General features: G+C 28.3%; 31 protein-coding genes. 15 read left to right on the forward strand and 16 right to left on the reverse strand.

Going from position 1 to position 20,124, the window contains the following annotated elements:
• Nucleotide 1: 1 nt before the first annotated feature.
• Both MHN29_RS07075 and MHN29_RS07080 read left to right on the forward strand, forming a co-directional pair.
• Nucleotides 2–1,999: a DUF3352 domain-containing protein gene (locus tag MHN29_RS07075; protein ID WP_235273830.1), complete on the forward strand. Its 1,998-nt coding sequence runs from the start codon at nucleotides 2–4 to the stop codon at nucleotides 1,997–1,999.
• Nucleotides 2,000–2,057: 58 nt separating this feature from the next.
• On the forward strand, nucleotides 2,058–2,780 hold the full coding sequence (locus MHN29_RS07080; protein ID WP_150898985.1) for a YebC/PmpR family DNA-binding transcriptional regulator: 723 nt from the start codon (nucleotides 2,058–2,060) through the stop codon (nucleotides 2,778–2,780).
• A 42-nt stretch (nucleotides 2,781–2,822) separates the two neighbouring features.
• On the opposite strand, the gene MHN29_RS07085 is transcribed toward MHN29_RS07080, so the two are convergent.
• Nucleotides 2,823–3,077 carry a hypothetical protein gene (locus tag MHN29_RS07085; protein ID WP_235273831.1) on the reverse strand — a complete coding sequence of 85 codons (255 nt, stop codon included), beginning with the start codon at nucleotides 3,075–3,077 and terminating at the stop codon, nucleotides 2,823–2,825.
• A gap of 140 nt (nucleotides 3,078–3,217) precedes the next feature.
• Nucleotides 3,218–3,328: a hypothetical protein gene (locus tag MHN29_RS07090; protein ID WP_235273832.1), complete on the reverse strand. Its 111-nt coding sequence runs from the start codon at nucleotides 3,326–3,328 to the stop codon at nucleotides 3,218–3,220.
• A gap of 300 nt (nucleotides 3,329–3,628) precedes the next feature.
• On the opposite strand from MHN29_RS07090, the gene MHN29_RS07095 reads away from it, so the two are divergent.
• The 4 genes from MHN29_RS07095 (at nucleotide 3,629) to MHN29_RS07110 (ending at nucleotide 6,850) form a co-directional block, all read left to right on the forward strand.
• Nucleotides 3,629–4,081, forward strand: a complete 453-nt coding sequence (locus MHN29_RS07095) for a hypothetical protein (RefSeq protein WP_235273833.1) — start codon at nucleotides 3,629–3,631, stop codon at nucleotides 4,079–4,081.
• Between the two features lie 289 nt (nucleotides 4,082–4,370).
• A complete protein-coding gene (locus tag MHN29_RS07100) occupies nucleotides 4,371–5,795 on the forward strand; it encodes a WG repeat-containing protein (protein ID WP_235273834.1) in 1,425 nt (474 codons plus the stop codon).
• Between the two features lie 539 nt (nucleotides 5,796–6,334).
• Nucleotides 6,335–6,514 (forward strand): hypothetical protein, encoded by a 180-nt coding sequence (locus MHN29_RS07105; RefSeq protein ID WP_235273835.1) that lies wholly within the window; start codon nucleotides 6,335–6,337, stop codon nucleotides 6,512–6,514.
• A 171-nt stretch (nucleotides 6,515–6,685) separates the two neighbouring features.
• Nucleotides 6,686–6,850 carry a hypothetical protein gene (locus tag MHN29_RS07110; RefSeq protein ID WP_235273836.1) on the forward strand — a complete coding sequence of 55 codons (165 nt, stop codon included), beginning with the start codon at nucleotides 6,686–6,688 and terminating at the stop codon, nucleotides 6,848–6,850.
• 203 nt (nucleotides 6,851–7,053) lie between these two features.
• On the opposite strand, the gene MHN29_RS07115 is transcribed toward MHN29_RS07110, so the two are convergent.
• The 3 genes from MHN29_RS07115 to MHN29_RS07125 are packed head-to-tail and all read right to left on the reverse strand — an operon-like array spanning nucleotide 7,054 to nucleotide 7,749.
• Nucleotides 7,054–7,215: a hypothetical protein gene (locus MHN29_RS07115; RefSeq protein WP_235273837.1), complete on the reverse strand. Its 162-nt coding sequence runs from the start codon at nucleotides 7,213–7,215 to the stop codon at nucleotides 7,054–7,056.
• A gap of 49 nt (nucleotides 7,216–7,264) precedes the next feature.
• Entirely contained in the window at nucleotides 7,265–7,423 is a 159-nt protein-coding gene (locus tag MHN29_RS07120) for a hypothetical protein (protein WP_235273838.1), read from the reverse strand.
• Nucleotides 7,424–7,434: 11 nt separating this feature from the next.
• The gene (locus tag MHN29_RS07125; RefSeq protein WP_235273839.1) at nucleotides 7,435–7,749 is read right to left on the reverse strand and encodes a hypothetical protein; all 315 of its coding nucleotides are present in this window, start codon (nucleotides 7,747–7,749) and stop codon (nucleotides 7,435–7,437) included.
• Between the two features lie 174 nt (nucleotides 7,750–7,923).
• On the opposite strand from MHN29_RS07125, the gene MHN29_RS07130 reads away from it, so the two are divergent.
• The gene (locus tag MHN29_RS07130; RefSeq protein ID WP_235273840.1) at nucleotides 7,924–8,064 is read left to right on the forward strand and encodes a hypothetical protein; all 141 of its coding nucleotides are present in this window, start codon (nucleotides 7,924–7,926) and stop codon (nucleotides 8,062–8,064) included.
• A 150-nt stretch (nucleotides 8,065–8,214) separates the two neighbouring features.
• Here MHN29_RS07130 and MHN29_RS07135 read toward each other — a convergent pair whose 3' ends face one another.
• Together MHN29_RS07135 and MHN29_RS07140 are read right to left on the reverse strand one after the other, a co-directional pair.
• Nucleotides 8,215–8,508, reverse strand: coding sequence for a hypothetical protein (locus MHN29_RS07135; RefSeq protein ID WP_235273841.1), 294 nt, complete (start codon nucleotides 8,506–8,508; stop codon nucleotides 8,215–8,217).
• A 145-nt stretch (nucleotides 8,509–8,653) separates the two neighbouring features.
• A complete protein-coding gene (locus MHN29_RS07140) occupies nucleotides 8,654–9,265 on the reverse strand; it encodes a PD-(D/E)XK nuclease family protein (protein WP_235273842.1) in 612 nt (203 codons plus the stop codon).
• Nucleotides 9,266–9,444: 179 nt separating this feature from the next.
• Here MHN29_RS07140 and MHN29_RS07145 point away from each other — a divergent pair, with 179 nt between their 5' ends.
• Together MHN29_RS07145 and MHN29_RS07150 are read left to right on the forward strand one after the other, a co-directional pair.
• Nucleotides 9,445–9,696 (forward strand): hypothetical protein, encoded by a 252-nt coding sequence (locus MHN29_RS07145; RefSeq protein ID WP_239176069.1) that lies wholly within the window; start codon nucleotides 9,445–9,447, stop codon nucleotides 9,694–9,696.
• 247 nt (nucleotides 9,697–9,943) lie between these two features.
• On the forward strand, nucleotides 9,944–10,162 hold the full coding sequence (locus MHN29_RS07150; RefSeq protein ID WP_235273844.1) for a hypothetical protein: 219 nt from the start codon (nucleotides 9,944–9,946) through the stop codon (nucleotides 10,160–10,162).
• A 398-nt stretch (nucleotides 10,163–10,560) separates the two neighbouring features.
• Here the strand turns inward: MHN29_RS07150 and MHN29_RS07155 are convergent, their stop codons facing one another.
• Nucleotides 10,561–10,977 (reverse strand): hypothetical protein, encoded by a 417-nt coding sequence (locus tag MHN29_RS07155; RefSeq protein ID WP_317208021.1) that lies wholly within the window; start codon nucleotides 10,975–10,977, stop codon nucleotides 10,561–10,563.
• Nucleotides 10,978–11,365: 388 nt separating this feature from the next.
• Between MHN29_RS07155 and MHN29_RS07160 the strand changes: the two genes are divergently transcribed.
• The gene (locus MHN29_RS07160; RefSeq protein ID WP_235273845.1) at nucleotides 11,366–11,722 is read left to right on the forward strand and encodes a hypothetical protein; all 357 of its coding nucleotides are present in this window, start codon (nucleotides 11,366–11,368) and stop codon (nucleotides 11,720–11,722) included.
• Nucleotides 11,723–11,878: 156 nt separating this feature from the next.
• A complete protein-coding gene (locus tag MHN29_RS07165) occupies nucleotides 11,879–13,051 on the forward strand; it encodes a hypothetical protein (protein ID WP_235273846.1) in 1,173 nt (390 codons plus the stop codon).
• Here MHN29_RS07165 and MHN29_RS18265 read toward each other — a convergent pair.
• The 3 genes from MHN29_RS18265 to MHN29_RS07175 form a co-directional block, all read right to left on the reverse strand.
• On the reverse strand, nucleotides 13,046–13,174 hold the full coding sequence (locus tag MHN29_RS18265) for a hypothetical protein (RefSeq protein ID WP_255689182.1): 129 nt from the start codon (nucleotides 13,172–13,174) through the stop codon (nucleotides 13,046–13,048). The genes MHN29_RS07165 and MHN29_RS18265 overlap by 6 nt on opposite strands.
• A 319-nt stretch (nucleotides 13,175–13,493) precedes the next feature.
• Entirely contained in the window at nucleotides 13,494–15,194 is a 1,701-nt protein-coding gene (locus MHN29_RS07170) for a hypothetical protein (RefSeq protein ID WP_235273847.1), read from the reverse strand.
• 93 nt (nucleotides 15,195–15,287) lie between these two features.
• Nucleotides 15,288–15,599, reverse strand: a complete 312-nt coding sequence (locus MHN29_RS07175) for a hypothetical protein (RefSeq protein ID WP_235273848.1) — start codon at nucleotides 15,597–15,599, stop codon at nucleotides 15,288–15,290.
• Between the two features lie 1,179 nt (nucleotides 15,600–16,778).
• On the opposite strand from MHN29_RS07175, the gene MHN29_RS07180 reads away from it, so the two are divergent.
• On the forward strand, nucleotides 16,779–16,955 hold the full coding sequence (locus MHN29_RS07180) for a hypothetical protein (protein ID WP_235273849.1): 177 nt from the start codon (nucleotides 16,779–16,781) through the stop codon (nucleotides 16,953–16,955).
• Nucleotides 16,956–17,016: 61 nt separating this feature from the next.
• Nucleotides 17,017–17,181: a hypothetical protein gene (locus MHN29_RS07185; protein WP_235273850.1), complete on the forward strand. Its 165-nt coding sequence runs from the start codon at nucleotides 17,017–17,019 to the stop codon at nucleotides 17,179–17,181.
• Nucleotides 17,182–17,183: 2 nt separating this feature from the next.
• On the opposite strand, the gene MHN29_RS07190 is transcribed toward MHN29_RS07185, so the two are convergent.
• Nucleotides 17,184–17,324 carry a hypothetical protein gene (locus tag MHN29_RS07190; protein WP_235273851.1) on the reverse strand — a complete coding sequence of 47 codons (141 nt, stop codon included), beginning with the start codon at nucleotides 17,322–17,324 and terminating at the stop codon, nucleotides 17,184–17,186.
• A 127-nt stretch (nucleotides 17,325–17,451) separates the two neighbouring features.
• Between MHN29_RS07190 and MHN29_RS07195 the strand changes: the two genes are divergently transcribed.
• Nucleotides 17,452–17,676, forward strand: coding sequence for a hypothetical protein (locus MHN29_RS07195; protein ID WP_235273852.1), 225 nt, complete (start codon nucleotides 17,452–17,454; stop codon nucleotides 17,674–17,676).
• Nucleotides 17,677–17,724: 48 nt separating this feature from the next.
• Here the strand turns inward: MHN29_RS07195 and MHN29_RS07200 are convergent, their stop codons facing one another.
• Nucleotides 17,725–17,865 carry a hypothetical protein gene (locus MHN29_RS07200; RefSeq protein WP_235273853.1) on the reverse strand — a complete coding sequence of 47 codons (141 nt, stop codon included), beginning with the start codon at nucleotides 17,863–17,865 and terminating at the stop codon, nucleotides 17,725–17,727.
• Nucleotides 17,866–17,972: 107 nt separating this feature from the next.
• Entirely contained in the window at nucleotides 17,973–18,419 is a 447-nt protein-coding gene (locus MHN29_RS07205; protein WP_235273854.1) for a PLAT/LH2 domain-containing protein, read from the reverse strand.
• A gap of 176 nt (nucleotides 18,420–18,595) precedes the next feature.
• On the opposite strand from MHN29_RS07205, the gene MHN29_RS07210 reads away from it, so the two are divergent.
• Nucleotides 18,596–18,751: a hypothetical protein gene (locus MHN29_RS07210; protein WP_235273855.1), complete on the forward strand. Its 156-nt coding sequence runs from the start codon at nucleotides 18,596–18,598 to the stop codon at nucleotides 18,749–18,751.
• A gap of 486 nt (nucleotides 18,752–19,237) precedes the next feature.
• Here MHN29_RS07210 and MHN29_RS07215 read toward each other — a convergent pair whose 3' ends face one another.
• Both MHN29_RS07215 and MHN29_RS07220 read right to left on the reverse strand, forming a co-directional pair.
• Nucleotides 19,238–19,702: a hypothetical protein gene (locus MHN29_RS07215; RefSeq protein WP_235273857.1), complete on the reverse strand. Its 465-nt coding sequence runs from the start codon at nucleotides 19,700–19,702 to the stop codon at nucleotides 19,238–19,240.
• Nucleotides 19,703–19,818: 116 nt separating this feature from the next.
• The gene (locus tag MHN29_RS07220) at nucleotides 19,819–20,025 is read right to left on the reverse strand and encodes a hypothetical protein (protein WP_235273858.1); all 207 of its coding nucleotides are present in this window, start codon (nucleotides 20,023–20,025) and stop codon (nucleotides 19,819–19,821) included.
• Between the last annotated feature and the right edge of the window lie 99 nt (nucleotides 20,026–20,124).

Genomic DNA, 20,124 nt, shown 5'->3' on the forward strand with positions numbered 1-20,124 from the left:
TATGAAAAAAAAGATTATATGGGCTATTCTAATAGCCCTTTTTAGTTTTATAGGATATCAAGCTTACATTTTTACCTTAGCTGATGAAGATAATATTAACCCTATTTATCTAATTCCTAAAAATGCGGCTATTGTTTTAGAAACTGAAAGACCTATTGACACTTGGGACGAAATAAGTTCCAGTGAAATTTGGAAACACTTTCAAACCAATTCTTATTTCAAAGAAGTAACTAAAGACATTAGCGGCTTTAATAAACTTTTTAAGGATCAGAAAGATGTAATTGATTTTATAGGCGAAAGAGATCTTTTAATTTCTATTCATAGCTATAAACCTAAAAAATACGGTTTACTTTATGTAATCGATCTTCAAAAGCTAGCCAAACTTCGCTTTTTAAAAAGTGCCATTCAAAAATTAGCTGATAGCAACTTTAAGGTTACTCAAAGAACCTACAAGGAGCATGAAATTATTGAACTTTATAATAAAAGCAACAGAGAAACTCTTTATTTATCATTCATTAAAAATCAGTTAATTGCTTCTTATACACATGTACTAGTTGAGCAATCAATAAATCAATATTTGGAGCCAGTAATTGGTCGCGATTTGAACTTTGTTGAAATAAAGAAGGAAACTGGAAACGACGGTTTTTTCAATGTATATATTCAATATAAATACTTCGACCAGTACTTAGCTTGTTTTACAAACTCTTCAAACCTTAAAAACTTTAAAAATGTACAAAATGCCTTATTCTATTCTGGTTTTGACATTTCAATCATGGAAGGAGTTACCTTGCAAGCACTTGGTTACACGAATGTAAATAAGACTTCTCAAACCTTTTTAAAAGCACTTCAAAATTCTGGAAAAGGTAAACGTAGTATTGCCAAAATTGCTCCAAGAAACACTTCTTTATACCTAAGTTTTTCTTTTGATAGTTTTGATGCTTTTCACACCAATTTAGAAGCTTTAGAAAAAGACAATGCTGCTACTTTTAAAACTTACACCAATCAAATTAAAAGTATTGAAGACCAGTTAGAGATCGATATTCAAAAACATATATATAGTTGGATTGGTAACGAAGTGGGATTACTACATTTCAATTCAGATTTATCTAAAAACAAAAAAGATATTGCTGCAGTTATTAAAGCAGATGATATTGATCATGCTAAAGAAAATTTAGATTTCATTCTTTCAAAAATTAAAGAAAATACGCCTTTAAAATTTAAGCAAATCAACTACAAAGGCTACCCTATTCACTTTTTTGATTTAAAAGGATTCTTTAAAATGTTGGCAGGGAAAACTTTTGCTAAAATGGAAAAGCCATATTTTACCATTATTGATGATTTTGTGGTATTTAGTACAAGTCCTAATACCTTAAAAGAGATTATTAACAATCATTTGGTTGAATACACTTTAGCTGAATCTGAGAGGTTTGAAGAATTTAATTATCATTTTGAAAATAAATCGAGTGTTTTTGCCTATGCTGAAACTGCAAATTCATATAACGATTTATTGAGTTTATTAGACTATAAAACTCAGCAGCAACTCAAAAAAAACAAAAAGTATTTTAATTCATTTTCGCAGGTTGGTATTCAATTAATTTCTAAAGGTGACTTGTTTGAAAGTAATATTACGCTTTCATATCAATCAGAAGAAGAATTATCCAATCATCAAAACAAAGAAACTGCTTTAAAAGAAGAATTATATAAAAAACTAGTACCTGAAAAAGATTCTGTTATTGTAGAAACTGCAGAGACTATTTTTAATATCCAAGCAATTCATCCATCAGATTTAAGCGCAAAAGAATACAAAGAGTATTACGATGACAAGCAATTAAAATTTGAAGTTGAATTAGATGATGGCGTTTTAGATGGTAACTTTAAATTATATTATTCTAGCGGTAATTTAAAACTGAAAGGACAGTTTAAAAACGGAAAAAAAGCAGGTACTTGGCGTGCCTATAGTGACAAAGAAAGAAAACAAATTTTCAAAAAAAGATTTTAATTGTAAATATTTAACGCAATAGTTACATTTGCCATTGCGTAAACATAATTTTTAAGAAATGGGAAGAGCATTTGAATTTAGGAAAGCGAGAAAAATGAAACGTTGGTCTGCTATGGCTAAAACTTTTACCAGAATTGGTAAAGACATTGTAATGGCAGTAAAAGAAGGAGGTCCAAACCCTGAAACAAACTCTCGTTTACGTGTTGTAATACAAAATGCGAAGGCTGCAAACATGCCTAAGGATAATGTACAACGCGCTATTAAAAAAGCATCTGATAAAGATACAGCTAACTATAAGGAAGTTTTATTTGAAGGATATGCACCACACGGAATTGCTGTTTTAGTAGAGACTGCAACAAACAATAATAACAGAACTGTAGCAAACGTAAGAGCTGCTTTTAATAAATGTAATGGTAACTTAGGAACTTCAGGTTCGGTTGCTTTTATGTTTGACCATGTAGTAAACTTTAAAGTAAAAGAGGATACTTTAGGAATGGATTTAGAAGAGTTTGAAATGGAGATGATTGACTTTGAAGTGGAAGAAGTTTTTGCTGATGAGGAAGATAACTCTGTTATGTTATATGCTCCATTTGGTCAGTTTGGTTCTATTCAGAAATACTTAGAGGAAAACAATATTGAGATTCTTTCTTCTGAATTTGAAAGAATTCCAACAACTACTACTGCTATTTCTGACGAGCAAAAAGAAGATGTAAACAAACTTTTAGAACGTTTAGAAGAAGATGATGATGTAAATACGGTTTACCACTCAATGCAAGAGTAAGCTCAACAATATCAATAAAATCAACTACAACCCTCTATTTTACTAGAGGGTTTTGTTTTTTATATTGTTTATTTTTATTGAAAAAATGAACCAAAAACTTGTCCTTATTTTAGAAAATGCTTTTGTTGGTGCTAGCCAAATAGATATAGGAATACTAGTCCATTGCTGTACCTTAGATTTCATTTCTAAACAATGTTCGCGGATAGAAAAATGTTTGTCGAATTCTTTAAACTCTAAAAAAGCTTCGTCTATTGAATAGATTTCAATATCTGGAGTATACAACTGTAAAATATTCATTACTCATTGACTCAAATCTCCACACAGTGGAAAGTTAGAACTGAATACATATACATTGTTTTCTTTATAAATTTATTTGAGTTGATATACAGGAGCTCTCATTGGAACACCTAACTTTTTTGCTTCACTAGAACGTGCTATTACACCCCTTCATTATTTGATAAAACTACTACTGGCTTACCTATTAAATCTGGACGAAAGAGTCTTTCACAAGACGCATAAAAGTTATTACAATCTACCAACGCAAACATATTGCAAAGTTAACTTTTATAGCTATAGGTTTTAAAAGTGTTGATAAGTATAGGTAACACAAGAGGGTAAAACCTTAAAAAAAAAAAGAGAAAACACCTATTTAAAACAAGGGTTTTCATGGAGTTTACATCTATGAATTAATATTAAAACCGCAATAACAATAGACCAAACCTGAATTTTTCCATTAATAGTAATTAAAGTTACCTACAACTAGGTATTCAATCAAACAAAACAAACTATAAATTTGAAAAACAACATTTTAAAACAAAAAAAAACTTAAACCAACTTAAATGAGAATTATGAAAACTAAGATTATTTTATTATTGACCGCTATCATTCTAACAGGATGTAATAGTTCAGAAAAAAAACATGGAAATATTTACATTAAAGACTTTTCTTCAGAAAATCCTGATTGGAAAACTACTAAAGACACCATTTCAAAAACACTTGTATTTGAGGAAGAAAACTTCAAGCTTCCATTAAAAGTTTTATGGGTTCCTGCGATTGGAAAAGATAATTGCCTTCATATTGGTTTTTTAAAAATTGATAGAATAGATTCAAACAATAAAATAAAAATATCAGAAATTTCGACAAGTAAATTACCTTGCGCTTTAAAATGGGAAAGTAATGATCAGAGGAGATTTGAAAGCTTAGTAATTAATTGTAAAATAGACACAAGAATCGGAATCAAGGCTTACACTTTTGATGGTTCAATAGGAACTATAAACGGAATTGGTGAATTAACACCTTAAAACTTCACACAAAAAATGCATAAAAAAGTAGAAACATTACTTTTAATAAGGTTAAATTCGACTAATGAGATTTATGTTAAAAACCCATAGGAATTATGATACAATTTGTAAAAATAAATGTAGGCTTTAAGGAATTATAACATCTCTTTTATTTACATTGCATGTTATAAAGTTGGAAAAAATAAACGGAACTTATTTTATTGAAAGCTCCACATAGCCAACCAAATTGGACGAATATAAGGAACAAAGTTCCGTATATAAACAAGTTGCCAGTAATAAAAAAACACCTATGAATAAACTATTAATATTTATACTAATTCTGAATGCATCTTTGTCTTGTAGTCAAGATACCAAAAAAGTAAATAGCATAAAAAAAACAAAAGTTCTATCTACAACTAATTCTTATTCAGAAAATTCTAACTCTAATTATCAAGACATTGAAACGGAAGATATCTACCCATTTAATGATGATAATTACCTCTATGGATATATGAATTCACGTGGTGAAGTTATTATTAAGCCTCAATTTGAATTAGCGTGGCTTTTTGGAAATGAACATGTTGCTAGGGTTAGAAATAATGGAAAAATTGGCTATGTAAATAAAAAAGGAGAAATTGTAATAAAACCACAGTTTACTGATGCAAGAAGTTTCGAAAATGGCAATACTTATGCTAGGGTTAAGAAAAATGGGAAATATGGAATTGTTAGTGATAAAGGAATTATAATAGCAGAACCCCAATTTGATGATATACATGGTTTTAGCGAAGGTTTAGCTGGCTTTAGACAAAGTGGAAAATACGGTTTTATAAATAAAAAAGAAAAAATTGTCATTCAACCCCAGTTTGATTATGTACATGGTTTTAGAGATGGTTTAGCTGGTTTTAGACAAAGTGGAAAATGGGGATTTATAAATAAAAAAGGAAAAATTGTCATTCAATCCCAGTTTGATTATATATATGGTTTTATAGATGGTTTAACTATTTTTAGACAAAGTGGAAAATATGGTTTTATAAATAAAAAAGGAGAAATTGTCATTCAACCAAAATTTGAAGAAGCTAAGAGTTTTGAAAAGGAGAATTTGACAGCTGTAAAACTGAAAGGTAAATGGGGATTTATAAATAGAAAAGGATTATTTGTCATTCAACCAAAATTCAACTATGTTTATAATTTTAAGTATGGTTTTGCATCGTTTAAACAAAATGGAAAATGGGGATTTATAAATAAAAAAGGGGAAATTGTTGTAAAACCTCAATTTGATAGAATTTACAGGAGATCAAAAGTTAATATAGTTTTGGCTGAAATAGATGGAAAAAAAATTTTTTTTAACATCAAAAAAAACTCTTACATCTCAACAAAATTAGATCAAGCTTACCATAATTTTAAAAATTTTGATTTAGTGCCTGTAAAGTTAAATGGCAAATGGGGCTATATGAATAAAGCTGGAGAATTTGTTATAAAACCTCAATTTCAATTTGCTTACGAGTTTGGTGGCCTTGGTATAGGAAGAGTCAAATTAAATGAAAAAATTGGATTTATAAATGAACTAGGTGAGTTTGTAATTGAGCCCATTTTTGATAATGGGTATTGTATTGAAGGAACTGGAATAGTTAGTGTAAGATACGGAAAAAGAAGAGGTTTAATAAATGTAAAAGGTCAGTTTTTGGGTTTTACAATTGAAGATATAAAAAATGAAGCACGTAAAATTAAGAAATAGGTAAATCTATAACAACTACTGCCAACACGGTATAAAAATATTAGCGGCTTAATCGCTAAAACGAAAGTAAGTAAATATATAAAAGGTCTGTGTTTAACCGAAAAGTAAGTGTGTATAAATCTGCTACTATTCTTATACTAGACTGTTAACTATAGTTTTTTAGTTTCATGAAACAGTTAGCAACAAGATGCAACAGTTTGCAACAAAAATTATATCTATTGTTTCAACACTACGACAACAGAACAAACCCAGTAAATACAGTATATTTAGAAGTATATAAAGTTTACAAACCTGCTTTAATGCAACAAAGTGCAACAAGATGCAACAAAAAACCCACTCAAAGATTGAGTGGGTTTTTATTTTAATACCATATGTAATTATACCTAAATTTTTAATCATGGATAATCAGGAATGAACTTTAATTTTTATCCAATTATACTATTTTTGGTTTCGTTTTTACATTTATCAATGTCGCATTTGAACTTTCTCTTCACTTAACTTCTTTTTGTTGTTTATTTAAAAAAATTAAAACTTAAATTATGTTAAAAAAAATTTCAAAGTCATTCTCTTTATTGACTAAAAATGAGCAAAAAAATGTTGTAGGAGGTAATGGATCTTATTGGTGTGATATTGTTTTTAAAGCTTGCCATGAAAATTACGATAGTGATGAAGATTACTTACGTTGCATGGAAGCACATGGTTGCAAACAAAATAAATAATTCTATTTAGCACTCTTTAATTAGAGTGCTAAATTTTTATTCATCTGTAACATAATTTCTACAGTTTTTCTATTTCTTAATATTTTACGTTAAAACCTTACTCTTTTTACGGTTTTTATTTAATCTTCTTATCATTTACTGCTTAGATTTGAGAAATTTAAATCTCAAATCATGTTAAAGAACATTTCGAAATTAGGAATCGAATTATCTAAAACTAAACAACGTAATATTTCAGGAGGTAACAGTCCTGATTGCTATTACTGTAAATGCTTAACTGGTGACATTGTTATTGCATGTGGTCCAGATCGAGTAGAAGCATGTGGAGAAGCATGCTAATTACTAGCGACTTTCGGGTCGCTTTTTTCTTCTCTTTATTTCTCATGATTTCTACAGTTATTTTTTCTTTCTTATTTGTAATTACATTTTTTTTTAACGACTTATAATTGAGACATGCTCTAAAATTAGAGCTAGAGACATTAAATATGTTCGGTTCATTTTTAATTGTCTTAAAACTACACCCTTTTAGGAGGGTGTTTTTACTACAGTTTTTCTAATTGTTTAATTCTTTTTTCATAGTTTGACTTATGAATTTTACCATACCCAAGAATGTGACAATAACCTTCTTTATCAGCAATTAAAATTGCAGACTTACACTCATCTATTGTTAAGTTATTCATTAAGTTTTCTATACTTCTATTCATAATTTTGCGTTTTGCGTTAATTTTTGCGTTTAGGTTCGTAGCGGAATAGCTACTGTTTTACTGCTTTAATACTTGTTACTCTAAATTCTTGCATTAATAATGGATGAGTGTCTTCAATGATTGTTTTTATTCGATTTTCTACTTCTTCAGTAGATAAATTAATCCAGTCACTTGTTAACTCAACTTCAACTTTATATGGTGTTGCCATTTTATCTACAGTTAAAACCTTACATTGTTTTCTTTAAACTGCATTACTAAGTGATCTTTAAGACCGCTTAAAACCTCTACTAATGAATCAATTTTATGAATTGCATTTTTTCTTGATTCAAGACTAGTAATACTTCCATGTAATAAAATACTTCTCTCACAGTCTGAAATTTTTATTTCATATTTTCCCTTTGTATTCCAAGCTGCATTTTGTGCTAATTTTCCACCAGTATACACTGAGATATATGCACCTGTGGTTTTTTCAGGAATATTTAATAATTCTATCTTTCTATAAGATTCTACCTTTTTCGTTTTTTGCTTTGCCATTTTATTGCGTTTGATTGCGTAGCTCAATAGCTACAGATTTAATGAAACCAAACGTTCCAACAAATTAAACAATAATACCTACCATCAGGAAACAATGACTGTTTCGGTTCTTGACATTCACATATTTTTTCACACATAATTTCTACACTAGTAATTTTTCTTATATTTGATAACATGAGTAAAAAACAATGGGCTAAGGGCTTTTTCGACGGATTTAAAAAAGGATTAAAAAGAGGTAGAATAGAAGGTACAGCTGCTGGTGTAGCAATAACTACAGCTATTGCCTGGTTTATTAATTCTTCTAAGAAAAAGTAAAACCCTGTTGTATTCATAATATTTTCTCACTTATCTATTCTACAATTATTTTAATTATCTATTTTTATTTTTTTGACATAAAAAAACCACTTCAATTGAAGTGGTTGTGGTAAAGCTCATCAAGTTCTACTTGAAATTTAATCTAATAAACTACCCTTTAAAATCAATTTTAATATATCCAATAGGGTTTTTAAATCTATTAATATATGATTGAATTTGATTTTCGCAAACTAGAATTGAGTTTCCATATCTCCCTGTAGGAACATAAGGATCTATATCTTTTTGATCTTGGAAATAATGATTCAGATCCCAGCAATAATCTTCTGAAAGAATAGAGTTTGGTAAAACCTTGTAGATTCTAGCCGTAAAATACTCTAAATCATTTAACGGATTAATTTCAAAAATTATTTCCTTTACTAGTTCATAGCTGTTATTAATTTTCATATAAAAAAATTTTAGGTTTAACCAAAATTAAGCATTACCACAATTATGTCAAAGAACTTTTCCGTTTTAGAGGTGTCGGAGAACCTACACTTATTTTATTATCTATTTACTTAAATTTAGGCATAAAACCCCACTCTTAACATCACTAAAAACGAAACCAGTATTCATCAAATAAGTAATTACCAGTTAACCTATTTTTCTTCATTTCAGCTATTTCAAATAAATCCTCAATAACTATAATTTTATATCCTAATTTTTTACAATCTTCTTTTATCTTATAATTTAACTTTTCATAATCACAAAAAACTATTAGATTAATTAATTTATAATCTGAGTTTTTATATTTTTCTTCAATGTCTTTTTTATATTTTTCAAGTTGTCCTTCTCGAATGGAACTATACCATTTATTTTCAATATTTAGTATAAAAAATTCTTTATTTCCATTAATTTCAAGTTCAATTTCAACGAGTAAATCAATTAAGTTCCATTGTCTTTTTGTTTTGACAGTTTTTACAATTATTTCTGAGTCAATTTTTTTCAATTTATAATTAAGATTATCTTCTAGGTCATTAAATCCAAAAATCATCGCTAAAAGAACTCTTTTTGAATAATAATGTAATTGCTTATCTATTGAAGAATTACTCTCAACAGAACATCTTAATGTCCAGCTTAAAATAAAGTCTTGAACTGTCTCGTAACCGCTATCAGTACCTTCTTCTTTATAATTATAAAATAAAGGTAATTTCGATTTATTCATCCTTTTACACTTTTATATTTAATATACAAAAATAAAATATGCTTGCAACAATTATGTCAATCAACATTTTCAGATATAAGGATCTGAATACCTACAATTAATTAACTTGTTTTCACCCTAAAACGAGTGTATTTTTATTATGCTTATTTTTGTTAATATCAATTTTAATCCCATAAAAAATGACTTTAAAAGAAGCAAAAGAGTTCAAAGAAAAACACATGCCTGGTTTCCATATTCAAGGGATCTATTACAGGCCAATTATTGTACCTTCTAGGCAACCCGATCGAGCTAAATTTATTGACTACTTACATCGAGAAAACAACTTATCTGATTCTTTAGTTGAAAGATTTTCATCTGATAATAATTATTTTGTGTTGGGTATCCATGATGATGGTGCTAGTCTAATACCTTATATATTTCCTAGTAATTAAACTAACTGTAGGTTTTCAATTTATTGAAAACCTACAGTTAGTTTAAAGTCCTTCTATTTTGTTTTTTTCTAATGTTGTTAAAGCTAATCACGCATACATTTCATTTTCAATTTTTCGAAAAAAATTGTATATATATGCTGTTTTACATTCATTTTATAAAGATTGTTGTTAACAAATTGTTAATAGGTAAAATTTATCATTATTAGATTTGTTCATAAATTTACCTTATTAATTAAAATAATTAAAAATGGAAATTTCAAATTTTTATTACCATAAAAAATGTAGCTTAGAAAAAAAAGAAGAGGCTTATTATTATTTCAGGAATTTATTACCCGAAGGTTCACTTAGTAAGAAAATTATTGACGGTTTACTAAATAAGTATCCCACAAATGAAACTCTAATAAAGCAAAATACTTACAATGAAATAATTGAAAAAGTGATTGAAATAATTCAAAAATCTCAATAAGCTATTCCTCCATAATTGGAGAAGAACTTAATTAGTTCTTCTCTTTTTCTACTGTTATTTAGAATGGAAGATAAACTATTTAAATTATAATTTCACTTAGTTGAATAGGAATGAATTCTAATAAGTCATACTTTTAGAATACTATTAGTTATAATTTGCTAAAAAATGAACCAATAATGAACCAAATAAACTAAACATTAAAAACAAACTCAATAATAACAGATCTTTTAAAGATATACAATGACGTCAATACGGTTTACCACTCAATGCAAGAGTAAGCTCAACAATATCAATAAAATCAACTACAACCCTCTATTTTACTAGAGGGTTTTGTTTTTTATATTTGTTTATAATTGTTTATTTTTATTGAAAAAATGAACCAATAACTTGTCGCTATTTTAGAAAGCGCTTTTGTAGGTGCTAGCCCTGTAACTCACCTTTGTTTTCATCTCCAAACAATGCTCACGAATAGAAAAATGTTTGTCAAATCCTTTAAACTCTAAAAAAGCTTCGTCTATAGAATAAATTTCAATATCTGGAGCATACAACTGTAAAATATTCATCACTCGTTGACTCAAATCTCCATACAACGGAAAATTAGAACTGAATACATTTACATTGTTTTCTTTAAAAATTTGTTTGAATTGATATGCAGGAGTTCTCATTGGAACACCTAACTTTTTTGCTTCACTAGAACAAACAATTACACACCCATCATTATTAGATAAAACCACTACTGGCTTACCTATTAAATCTGGACGAAAGAGTCTCTCACAAGACGCATAAAAGTTATTACAATCTACCAATGCAAACATATTGCAAAGTTAACTTTTATAGCTATAGGTTTTAAAAGTGTTGATAAGTTAGAATATGCAAGAGGATTTTAACCTAAATAAAAACAGGGTAAAACCTTACATTTAATAAGGTTTTCCGTAAAGATAAAATTCATTTTTGTTTTACATTAGAAGACTCAAAATTATAATGAATACTATAGAAAGTATGATAGAATTCCTTAAAAAGGAGGTTTTTAAGGAATTATAACATCACCTTTATTTATAGTTAGAAAAATAAACGGAACTTATTTTATTAAAAATTCCGCATAACAAACCATATTAGACAAATACAAGGAACAAAGTTCCGCATATAAACAACTTGTAAACAATTAGACAAAGTGAAATAGGAAATAATTAATAAATATAAACCATGAATTTAGATTCAATCAAAAATGAAACAGCAAAACAATTAGAGGTTGACACTGCAGAATTAGATTACATCACAGATGAATTAATTTTAGATTTCTTTAACGACTCAAAGACTGAAGAAATTACTGATGAAGGACCAGAAGGAGAAGAGATTAAAGGGAGATGGGGTGTATATGGTAATAGTATAACATATTCACAGCACAAAGTTCACTATAAGCGAAACGATAAAGGAACTCCAAATTATGGATGTGGTACAGATAATTGGAGTGTTGGTAAAAAACATGCTAGATACATTATACAAAATGAAACTTGTTCAGGTGGACGTAAAATGTATTTTATTGGTAATTATAGACCTTAAAAACTTGCAACAAGGTATAAAAGGTATTAAAACGTCCTTTATACTAAACGTTAGCCACAATATGAAATGAGTACAGAATTAGTACCAAAAATATTAGACATAACAGTAATCAAGACTGGAGATGTTTTTCCTCTTGATGAATCTGAAAAAAGAACATTGCAGACCGCTCGGAAACTATTTGATGCGGAATTCTTTCCTCAATCACTTCTTGAAATGTGGAATGCTTCATCAAATAATATCAAGAGAAGAATTGAAGCCTATGGAGTTGAGCTTTTCATATCTGTTGTAAAAGATGAGTCAGGTAGAAAAAGCTATAACTCTAATGGCGATACAATAAATGAAAGGTGGGAAAATGTAGATGACTTTGTATTGATTCAAGGAGCTAAAAAGTTAGGCTTAATCAATAAAAAAGCTGCCAAAGGACTTGAAATGGTGAATTGGATGAGAAGCCATGCTTCTTCCGCTCACAGTTCGGATGAGCAAGTTGGAAAAGACGAAGTTATAAGTTTGGCTTTGCTTTTAGAATCCTGTCTTTTCAACCAACCATTGCCTGACCCAGGTCATTCTGTCTCAGGATTATTCAAGCCAGTTAAGGAAGTTGAACTGGATGAAGAACAATTAGTAACATTGAAAGACCAAATAAAATCATTTAATCAGCAGGACTTGAGAACGGTTTACGGATTTTTATTAGATATGTTGTGTGCTGGAGAAGAACCTGCTTTATCTAATTCAAAAAAATTACTATTAACAACTTGGGAAATTGTAAACGATGAATTAAAAAAAGTTGCTGGATTCCGATATCATACTTATGACGTAGATATTGATAGTGACCAGAGCGTTGATAAAGGAGCAAAAACAAGGTTGCTCGAATTTTTGCTACAGAATAATGGAATAAAATTTATACCAAATGGTGCAAGAGCAAAAATTTATAGAAAACTTGGAAATCAACTCAAAGATGCAAAAAACACTTCCTACGGCTGGAATAAGGAGAGTACAGTTGCAAAGACAATTCAACAATTTGGACCTTATGTTCCTTCAATTGCATTCGAAGAATTTTATCAAGAAGTTTTGACTGTATGGTGTGGTAATTATTGGGGGCGCTCTGATGCTTATTATTATTTAGAAGATTTTATGTGGACATTAAATACAGATAGATTAAGAGATATTGTAAAAATGTTTTCGGAAAACGAAAGAGTTCAAGACGAATTATTTCAAAATCGACCTAAGTCTATTGCAGTCCAATTATTGAAAGATATTAAAGAGAAAATGACAATCGAAGCGAATAAAAGTGAAGTTGATGATTGCATTAAAAAAATAGAAAAACTATAGTGTTTGTAAAGATGCATCTGGAATTTTGAAGTATTTTTTATATACCGTTCCTTTAGACCCTAATGGATTATTTCTTAATTCTTCTATTTTCGAATTCTTTTGCTCCTCAATTTGGTATTTCATTGTTGTTGATTCTGTTGCACTTTTGTTGCTAGGATTACAAATAAAACTGTAACTAACTAAAAATCAGCAAATATTACTGTTATACATTTGCAACAGTTGTTGTGTTTTTGTTGCTGATTTTCATTTAAATACTATTACCCATAACATATATTATTAGTAAATTCATTACTATAATCGAGGAGAATCGGTTATATCTTTTTCATAGCAATTTTACCACTCGATTTGAGTGTTTTAATGCTTCTTTTTTTTCAAATTTTAAACAAAAAAACACCTTTATAAAGGTGTTTGTAGTAAATAAATATTTCAAATATTGATTGTTCTATTTCTCTAGTATATTATATTCCACTTTTAAATCATGAACCTTATAATTTTGATCATAAAAAGTAACCCTAAATAATTCATAGAAAACACTTTTATTAGCTTTATTAATAATTTCAATATTATAAATCACCAAGTAATCTTTTCTGGATCTTGAAACGCCTCCTTGATTAACCCAATCAATATAAGCTTTTTCTATAGCTTGGATATCAAAACCTGCCCAATCCCCAGTATATCGATTAATCTCAGATTTTTTTTGCCATTCATTATTTACCAGCATATAAAATTCAGAATAAAGTTTAAGTACTGAAATTCCTTCTCCTAATGGTGCAAACCCAAAGAAGCTTTCTCTAGCATTAGGGTAGAAATTTTTTATTACCTGTTCTCTTCTGTCAAACGGAGTATCAAGAATTGCAATGACTCTTTCCAATGGAATTGATATATAAATATTTGAATTGTTTGGCAAATATCTACCATTAAAATTTGGCGTAGGCAATCTAAAAAATCTTTCTAAATCAAAATCTGCTATTCCAACATAAGACACATCTGGAATTGTTATTCCACTTACGTTTGGGGACTCTAATAATTGCTTATGTAAATCCGCTAACTGTATAATTCTTTCTTCAATAATTTCCGGTTCATGATATATTAAATCATTTATATTTCCATAATCATATAAGTAGTTTATTAAATGATTTCCTTCTCTCATTTTTTTTACAATATTATACTTACTTTTAAGCTTATAATAATTATTCTTACATTCAATTAATTTTTTGTTTCTTTCAACTGTCCATTCTATAGCCGGATCAATTGAAAGTCCAAAATTCTTCATAGAAGCCACATAAAATTCATTTGGCCAAGCATTATCTATTGTAAATGTTTCTAATACACTCTTTGCAGAAGAAATAATGAATTTCAAAGGGTTATTTTTTTCTTGGATAATATTTTCCAAAATCACTGCTAGTGAACCAATTCCAGTTCCACCTATGCTATTAATTGTCATTGACATTCTATTAGATTTCCATGACCGGGATATCATCTTACTAAATTTACTTTTAGCCTTTACACTCAGTTTACCAAATCCACCAGATGCCGAAATTGAAGACTTAAAAGTTTTTTTAACTTTTTTACTCACGTTATGTATTACGAAGGTAACGTACAAACCATTTATTCTATTTTCAGAGCTAATGTACCTGGTCCCAAATCTATTTGCAAACTCTACTGGATTATTCAATAATTGCTGAGCTTCAAGTGTTAATTTTGCATCACTACCTAAAATCCATTCACCATAATCAGTTTCAGCCCTCAATACAACTATAATAGAATTCTCATCATAAGAATAGTCAAATTCAGTTGAACGACTATAACCTCCAGAATTAGATAAGTAAGAAGCTGACAAACGTAAATCGTTTCTAATAACCTTTTGATAAGAGTAATAGTCATCTGCATAAAATAAATCGATACTACTACGACCTGATGATTGTACTTCTGGCTCTATAAATTCGATAGCTTGCCTTTTAATATCCAAAACATTAATTGGGTTAAACCCTTTACCTAATCTTAATCCAGTCCCTTTGGTGTAACCATAACTTCGAGGCTCTTCAATAGATTGCCTTCCCCTCTTTGATTCCACAATTGAGTTCCACTCAAAATCTTTAATTTTTGAAAAATCTCTTAGTTCTTCTTTTTTCTTCATTTTCAATTTAATTTGGTTAGTTTATATTTTAAAAGACTTCAATATTAAGTCAACTTTCTTCATTTAATTAGTCATATCTTTAACACTTAATCACAATTGTTACTTCCAATATTTTACTTGGGACCTTACCCCTGTATCACAATTAACTTTATCCGAAATTTCAATCGAAAAGGAACCTGTATGTTCGTCAAGCAAAACCCAATCACTCCAAACAGCAGGAGGAGCCATATGGGAAATCGTTTTTCCATTAAGAGAACTTGTAGTTTCTACACTACAAAATCCAGGTCCAAAAGATAAATGCCTTACGTGTATGGTCGCAATTGTATTAGATGTTTGAATAATGATTGAATCAATATATTCTTCAATAGTTTCTCCAATATCATAGTTTTCATTTTTACTTTTATCAGCCATATTTCTAACTTTTTCTATTCTATATTTTTAATTTACCAATGATAATCTATATCCCTTAATCTTCTGATAATAAAGTAATAAAATATTATTTACTACAATTTATCAAAGAACTTATCGGGTGTTTTTAGTAGTTTCAATTAACCGTAGGCTTAAAAAAAAATAATAAATGTAGAATATACAAGAGGGTTTTAACTGACTTAAAAATAGGGTAAAACCTTACATTTAGTATAGTTTTTTAGTTTCATGCAACAGTTTGCAACAAAGCGCAACAAGATGCAACAAAAAAACACTCTAAGATTGAGTGGGAAATTGCTATGAAAAAGAAAGTTTAATGACGTCTCATTTAAACTTGAATACAATTATAGTTATTATAATTCTAAAACAATCTCTTTTTCTTCTATCCCTTCAGTAAAGTATTCTTTATACTTCTTAGGATTAACCTGATAAATCCCATAAATCCTTAATACTTTTATTAATTTCCTAGTCTGTAATAAACTATAGTATCTACTGAAAGGTTTGACTTTCCTTCAATAATTAGAAATAAATCAGCAAATACTTCCTGTAAATGGAAATGGTTCCTAGCTTCATTGCCTATTACTCTACTTATATTTCCACACTTTTACTTTATTTTGTTTTTCTATTTTCGCTTCATGAAATATGAAACGTTTCCTTTATGGTTTAATTATACTTATTGCTATCGATTTAATTATTTATTATTTCGTTGAAGATATTTACAGAAAACTTGCTCGTAATATTTCACGAATCTTATATTTCGTTGGTAAATTCATCTATGCAATATTTCTATCTTAACTATAATTATTTTTAGTTTTTATATTTGCTCAAATTGTTTAACTATGAAAAATGCTTTATTATTCTTAATAATAATTTTCTTAATATCTAGTAATATTTATCCTCCCGCTTTTATAGATAAAAAAACTAAAAAGTATAAACTATGGGTTATAATTACATTAGGTATATTAAGCACTACATTTATCATTCTTCATTATTTTGATTAAAACACCTACACAGATTTTGCTTTTACTACTTTTGTATTATGTGGTGGTTAATCTCATTTATCGTTTTAGGAATCATTTTTCCAGTTCTTGCAGAATATCTTGACAACAAGGAAATGGACAAAGAGGATTAACTACTTATATATTTGAATAAATTAGTTTGGACATGAAATCTATAAAAGAGGGAACTGAAGCAACATATACAAACCCTGTTTCTAATATTAAACAAAAGGTTATGATAATAACTTTAAACTCTACTGATACTGTAACAGTCATTCCTATTGATTCAGTTGATCCAAACGAACACTTTTTTTGTTCAACACAAGAATTAAGTTTAAAATAGAACAAATAGCTTTTCATAATTATTACTATTACTGTTAATTATTAATTTATATTTTTACAGTATGAGTTTAGGAGAAGAACTAATTGTTACTATAATATTTATCTCTTTTGTATTGTTAATAGGTTTAATAATTTCTTTAATTAGATACTTAATAGGCTTTAAAAACAATTCTATTAACCCTACAATTGACAACGACGACTTCTCTTTTTTTGATGATTTATTTTAATACTACATTTTTTTTGATTCAACCCATTGGATAGCCTCTTCAACTTCTTTTAAATTTTCTTTATCTGTATCGTCAATCAATAGAGTATTCCCATAAAGACTTTTTACTTGATTTAAAATTTTAATTGTTTTGTTCTTACTCATGATTTCTACAATTATTTTATATTTTATTAATTTTAATTAAATAAGGTAAATCCTTACTTTTTTTACGGTTTTTTTATTAACTATTCTTTTTTAACATCTTAGATTTGAGAAATTTAAAACTCAAATTATGTTAAAGAACATTTCAAACTTAGGTTCTATCCTATCTAAATCACAACAAAAACAATTGACTGGTGGATGTATAACTAATAAATGCGAACCAGGGGACGATGGAGGAGGAAGTGGCATAACAGTTTGTGCTCATGGTTTTGGTTCAACAATAATTTACAGTTCTCATAATAGCTGTGATCCAAATATTTGCTATGGTGGAACAGTACATCACACAACTTGCTAATTATAAGCCCTTATTAAGGGCTTTTTTTATATCCTTCATCCTACAGTATTATTGATTTTCCCACTCTTCTAACTCTTCGGAATTACTAGTAATGTATCTTCCACAACTTTCTAGACTTCCATAATGTTGAAGTCCTCCACTTTGCCAAACTTCCCAATCTCCGTCAGTTCTTAATTCTAATTTTATCATATCTTAAATTTTACACTTAATTTAATATTCGTTTACTCGTTTTTTGACAATAAAAAACCACTTCAATTGAAGTGGTTGTGATAAGATATTTTAAAGAATGACTAATATCAATTCCATTTTTTTATTTCTACTGATTTTACATGTTTATCCTCTTTTCCTGATGCACCATCACCTATCCAACTATTAATAGAAATATTACCTGTAGACTGCCCCGTTCCAATATTTGTAATCCTAATTTTTGATATATATAGATCATCAATATATTTCCCTTTTTTTCTACTTCTAGTTTCAATTCTTATATCAGTAATTTTCTTTCCGATATTAAATTTAGGAGTAAAAAACACAGATTTTGTTCCTGATTGAAAATCATCTTGATTAGGATTATCTATTTTAAAATCTTCCTGACCTTTCTCTCCTATTAAAGTAAACCAAACTGGTCCACCTGTACTAGCATCTTTCATTTCTGGAACACTTACTTCAATTTTAAATCTTGACTGTCCCATTGCTGTTAAACCACTCAAAAAAAACAGCATAATTAAAACTTTTTTATTCATAATAAATTTATTTGGTTAGTTTTATAAAGCTAAACCAACATTTTAATAAATAAAACAGTTGTTTTCCTGTTTATCTTATCACAATTTTGTCAATGAACTTTTCAGTTTTTTGGATCTGAGAACCTACTGTTTTAATGTTTCTTTTGTTTTATTATTTTTACTTAATATTTATAATTATGATAAACCCTAATGACATAGTCACTTATACTGATCCTGTAAGTAAACAAACTAAAAAAGTAACTGTTCTATCTATAAATGAAGTGACAGCACATGTCCAAGTATATGGTACATTTGAAACTTTTCATTGTCCTACAACCGACTTAACTAACTAGTATAGATAAACTATCTTAACTACACTATTTTTGATAACCTGTTGATTCCTATTTTTGACAATCATTGCAGAAAACATCATCTGAATAACTTATATACGTTACATTTTCGTGATTACATTTCATAATTTTATATTGGCTTAATTACAGTTTTAGTTAATGTATATTTGCCACAATGAGTACCATTTTTTTATACTATTAGCTGTTTATATCATTGTTTATATCCTTCTGTTTTTCAGGACTCTAAAATCTTTTCCGATTAACTCAAATTCTTTAAATAAATTATTTGATGATTTAGATATTCCTATAAAAGAAAGACAAGCAGTAAAGCGAATGATTATATTCTCTTTAGGAATAGCAATTATTTTCATCATTTATGAATTTCTATTCTAACTACACTTATTTTAATATTTACTTTTTAAATTTTTAACATAAAAAAACACCTTGAAAAAAGGTGTTTTGTGGTAAGTTCATATATCCTCCTGTAGATTATTTCTGATATTTTTTAAATAATAGTAATTCACCTACTTTGTAAATACTATCATATTGAGGAACTTTTGTTACGATATTACTTCTTATCGTATCTTTCATTCTATGAAACAGCCCTTTATCTCCTCCTCGACCGATTAAAAAGTGACCTTCAAAATATTCTCCAGACAATGGATTCTTAACTATTTGGTAGGTATAATCATCTGACGATAATAAAGGTTCTGTATTCTCTTTTAATGATGACGAACTAAAATCTCCATAACGAAAGCCTTTCTCCAAATAAAAAGAAGTATTAGGCGCTAATTTAATAGTGTCTGGAACTATTTTATAGTCTAATTCCTGAATAAAAGTACCTCTCTCTTTCGAATCTTCAATGGTTTTAGATTTCGATCTAGCTCCAGATTTATGATGGCTACAACTAGCTAGCATAAAAATAAAAGGCATTATTTTAATAAATTTCTTCATATCTAAAAAAACAAATATAGGAATCATTTCTATTCAACTTACCACAATTATTTCAATGAACTTTTATCGCTTTTAAGTAGTGCGATTAACTACACTTTTACTTTGTTTTGTTTTTATTAATTTTGACTCATGAAAGAATTTATTATAGTATTTACAAATACAGTTTTTATGCTGTTTGGCTTCTTCTTCACTAGAATTGCAGGAAATTTATCTGTTGACAAACTCCAACGATACCACATAAAAAACAAAACAGCATTTGCTGAAAAAGATGGTGTTTTTAAAGCTTTCAAATTGTTTTTTAAATATTTTTCATTTGCTATCATTATACTAATTCTCCTGTACTGGTTTAAATACTTCACCTCTTAAAACCTACTGTTTTTACTTTCTTTATATTTGTTGAATGAATTCTACCAAAGCCATTA

Origin of the sequence: Tenacibaculum sp. Cn5-46 (genome assembly GCF_022347705.1) — a bacterium.
GTDB lineage: Bacteria > Bacteroidota > Bacteroidia > Flavobacteriales > Flavobacteriaceae > Polaribacter > Polaribacter aiptasiae.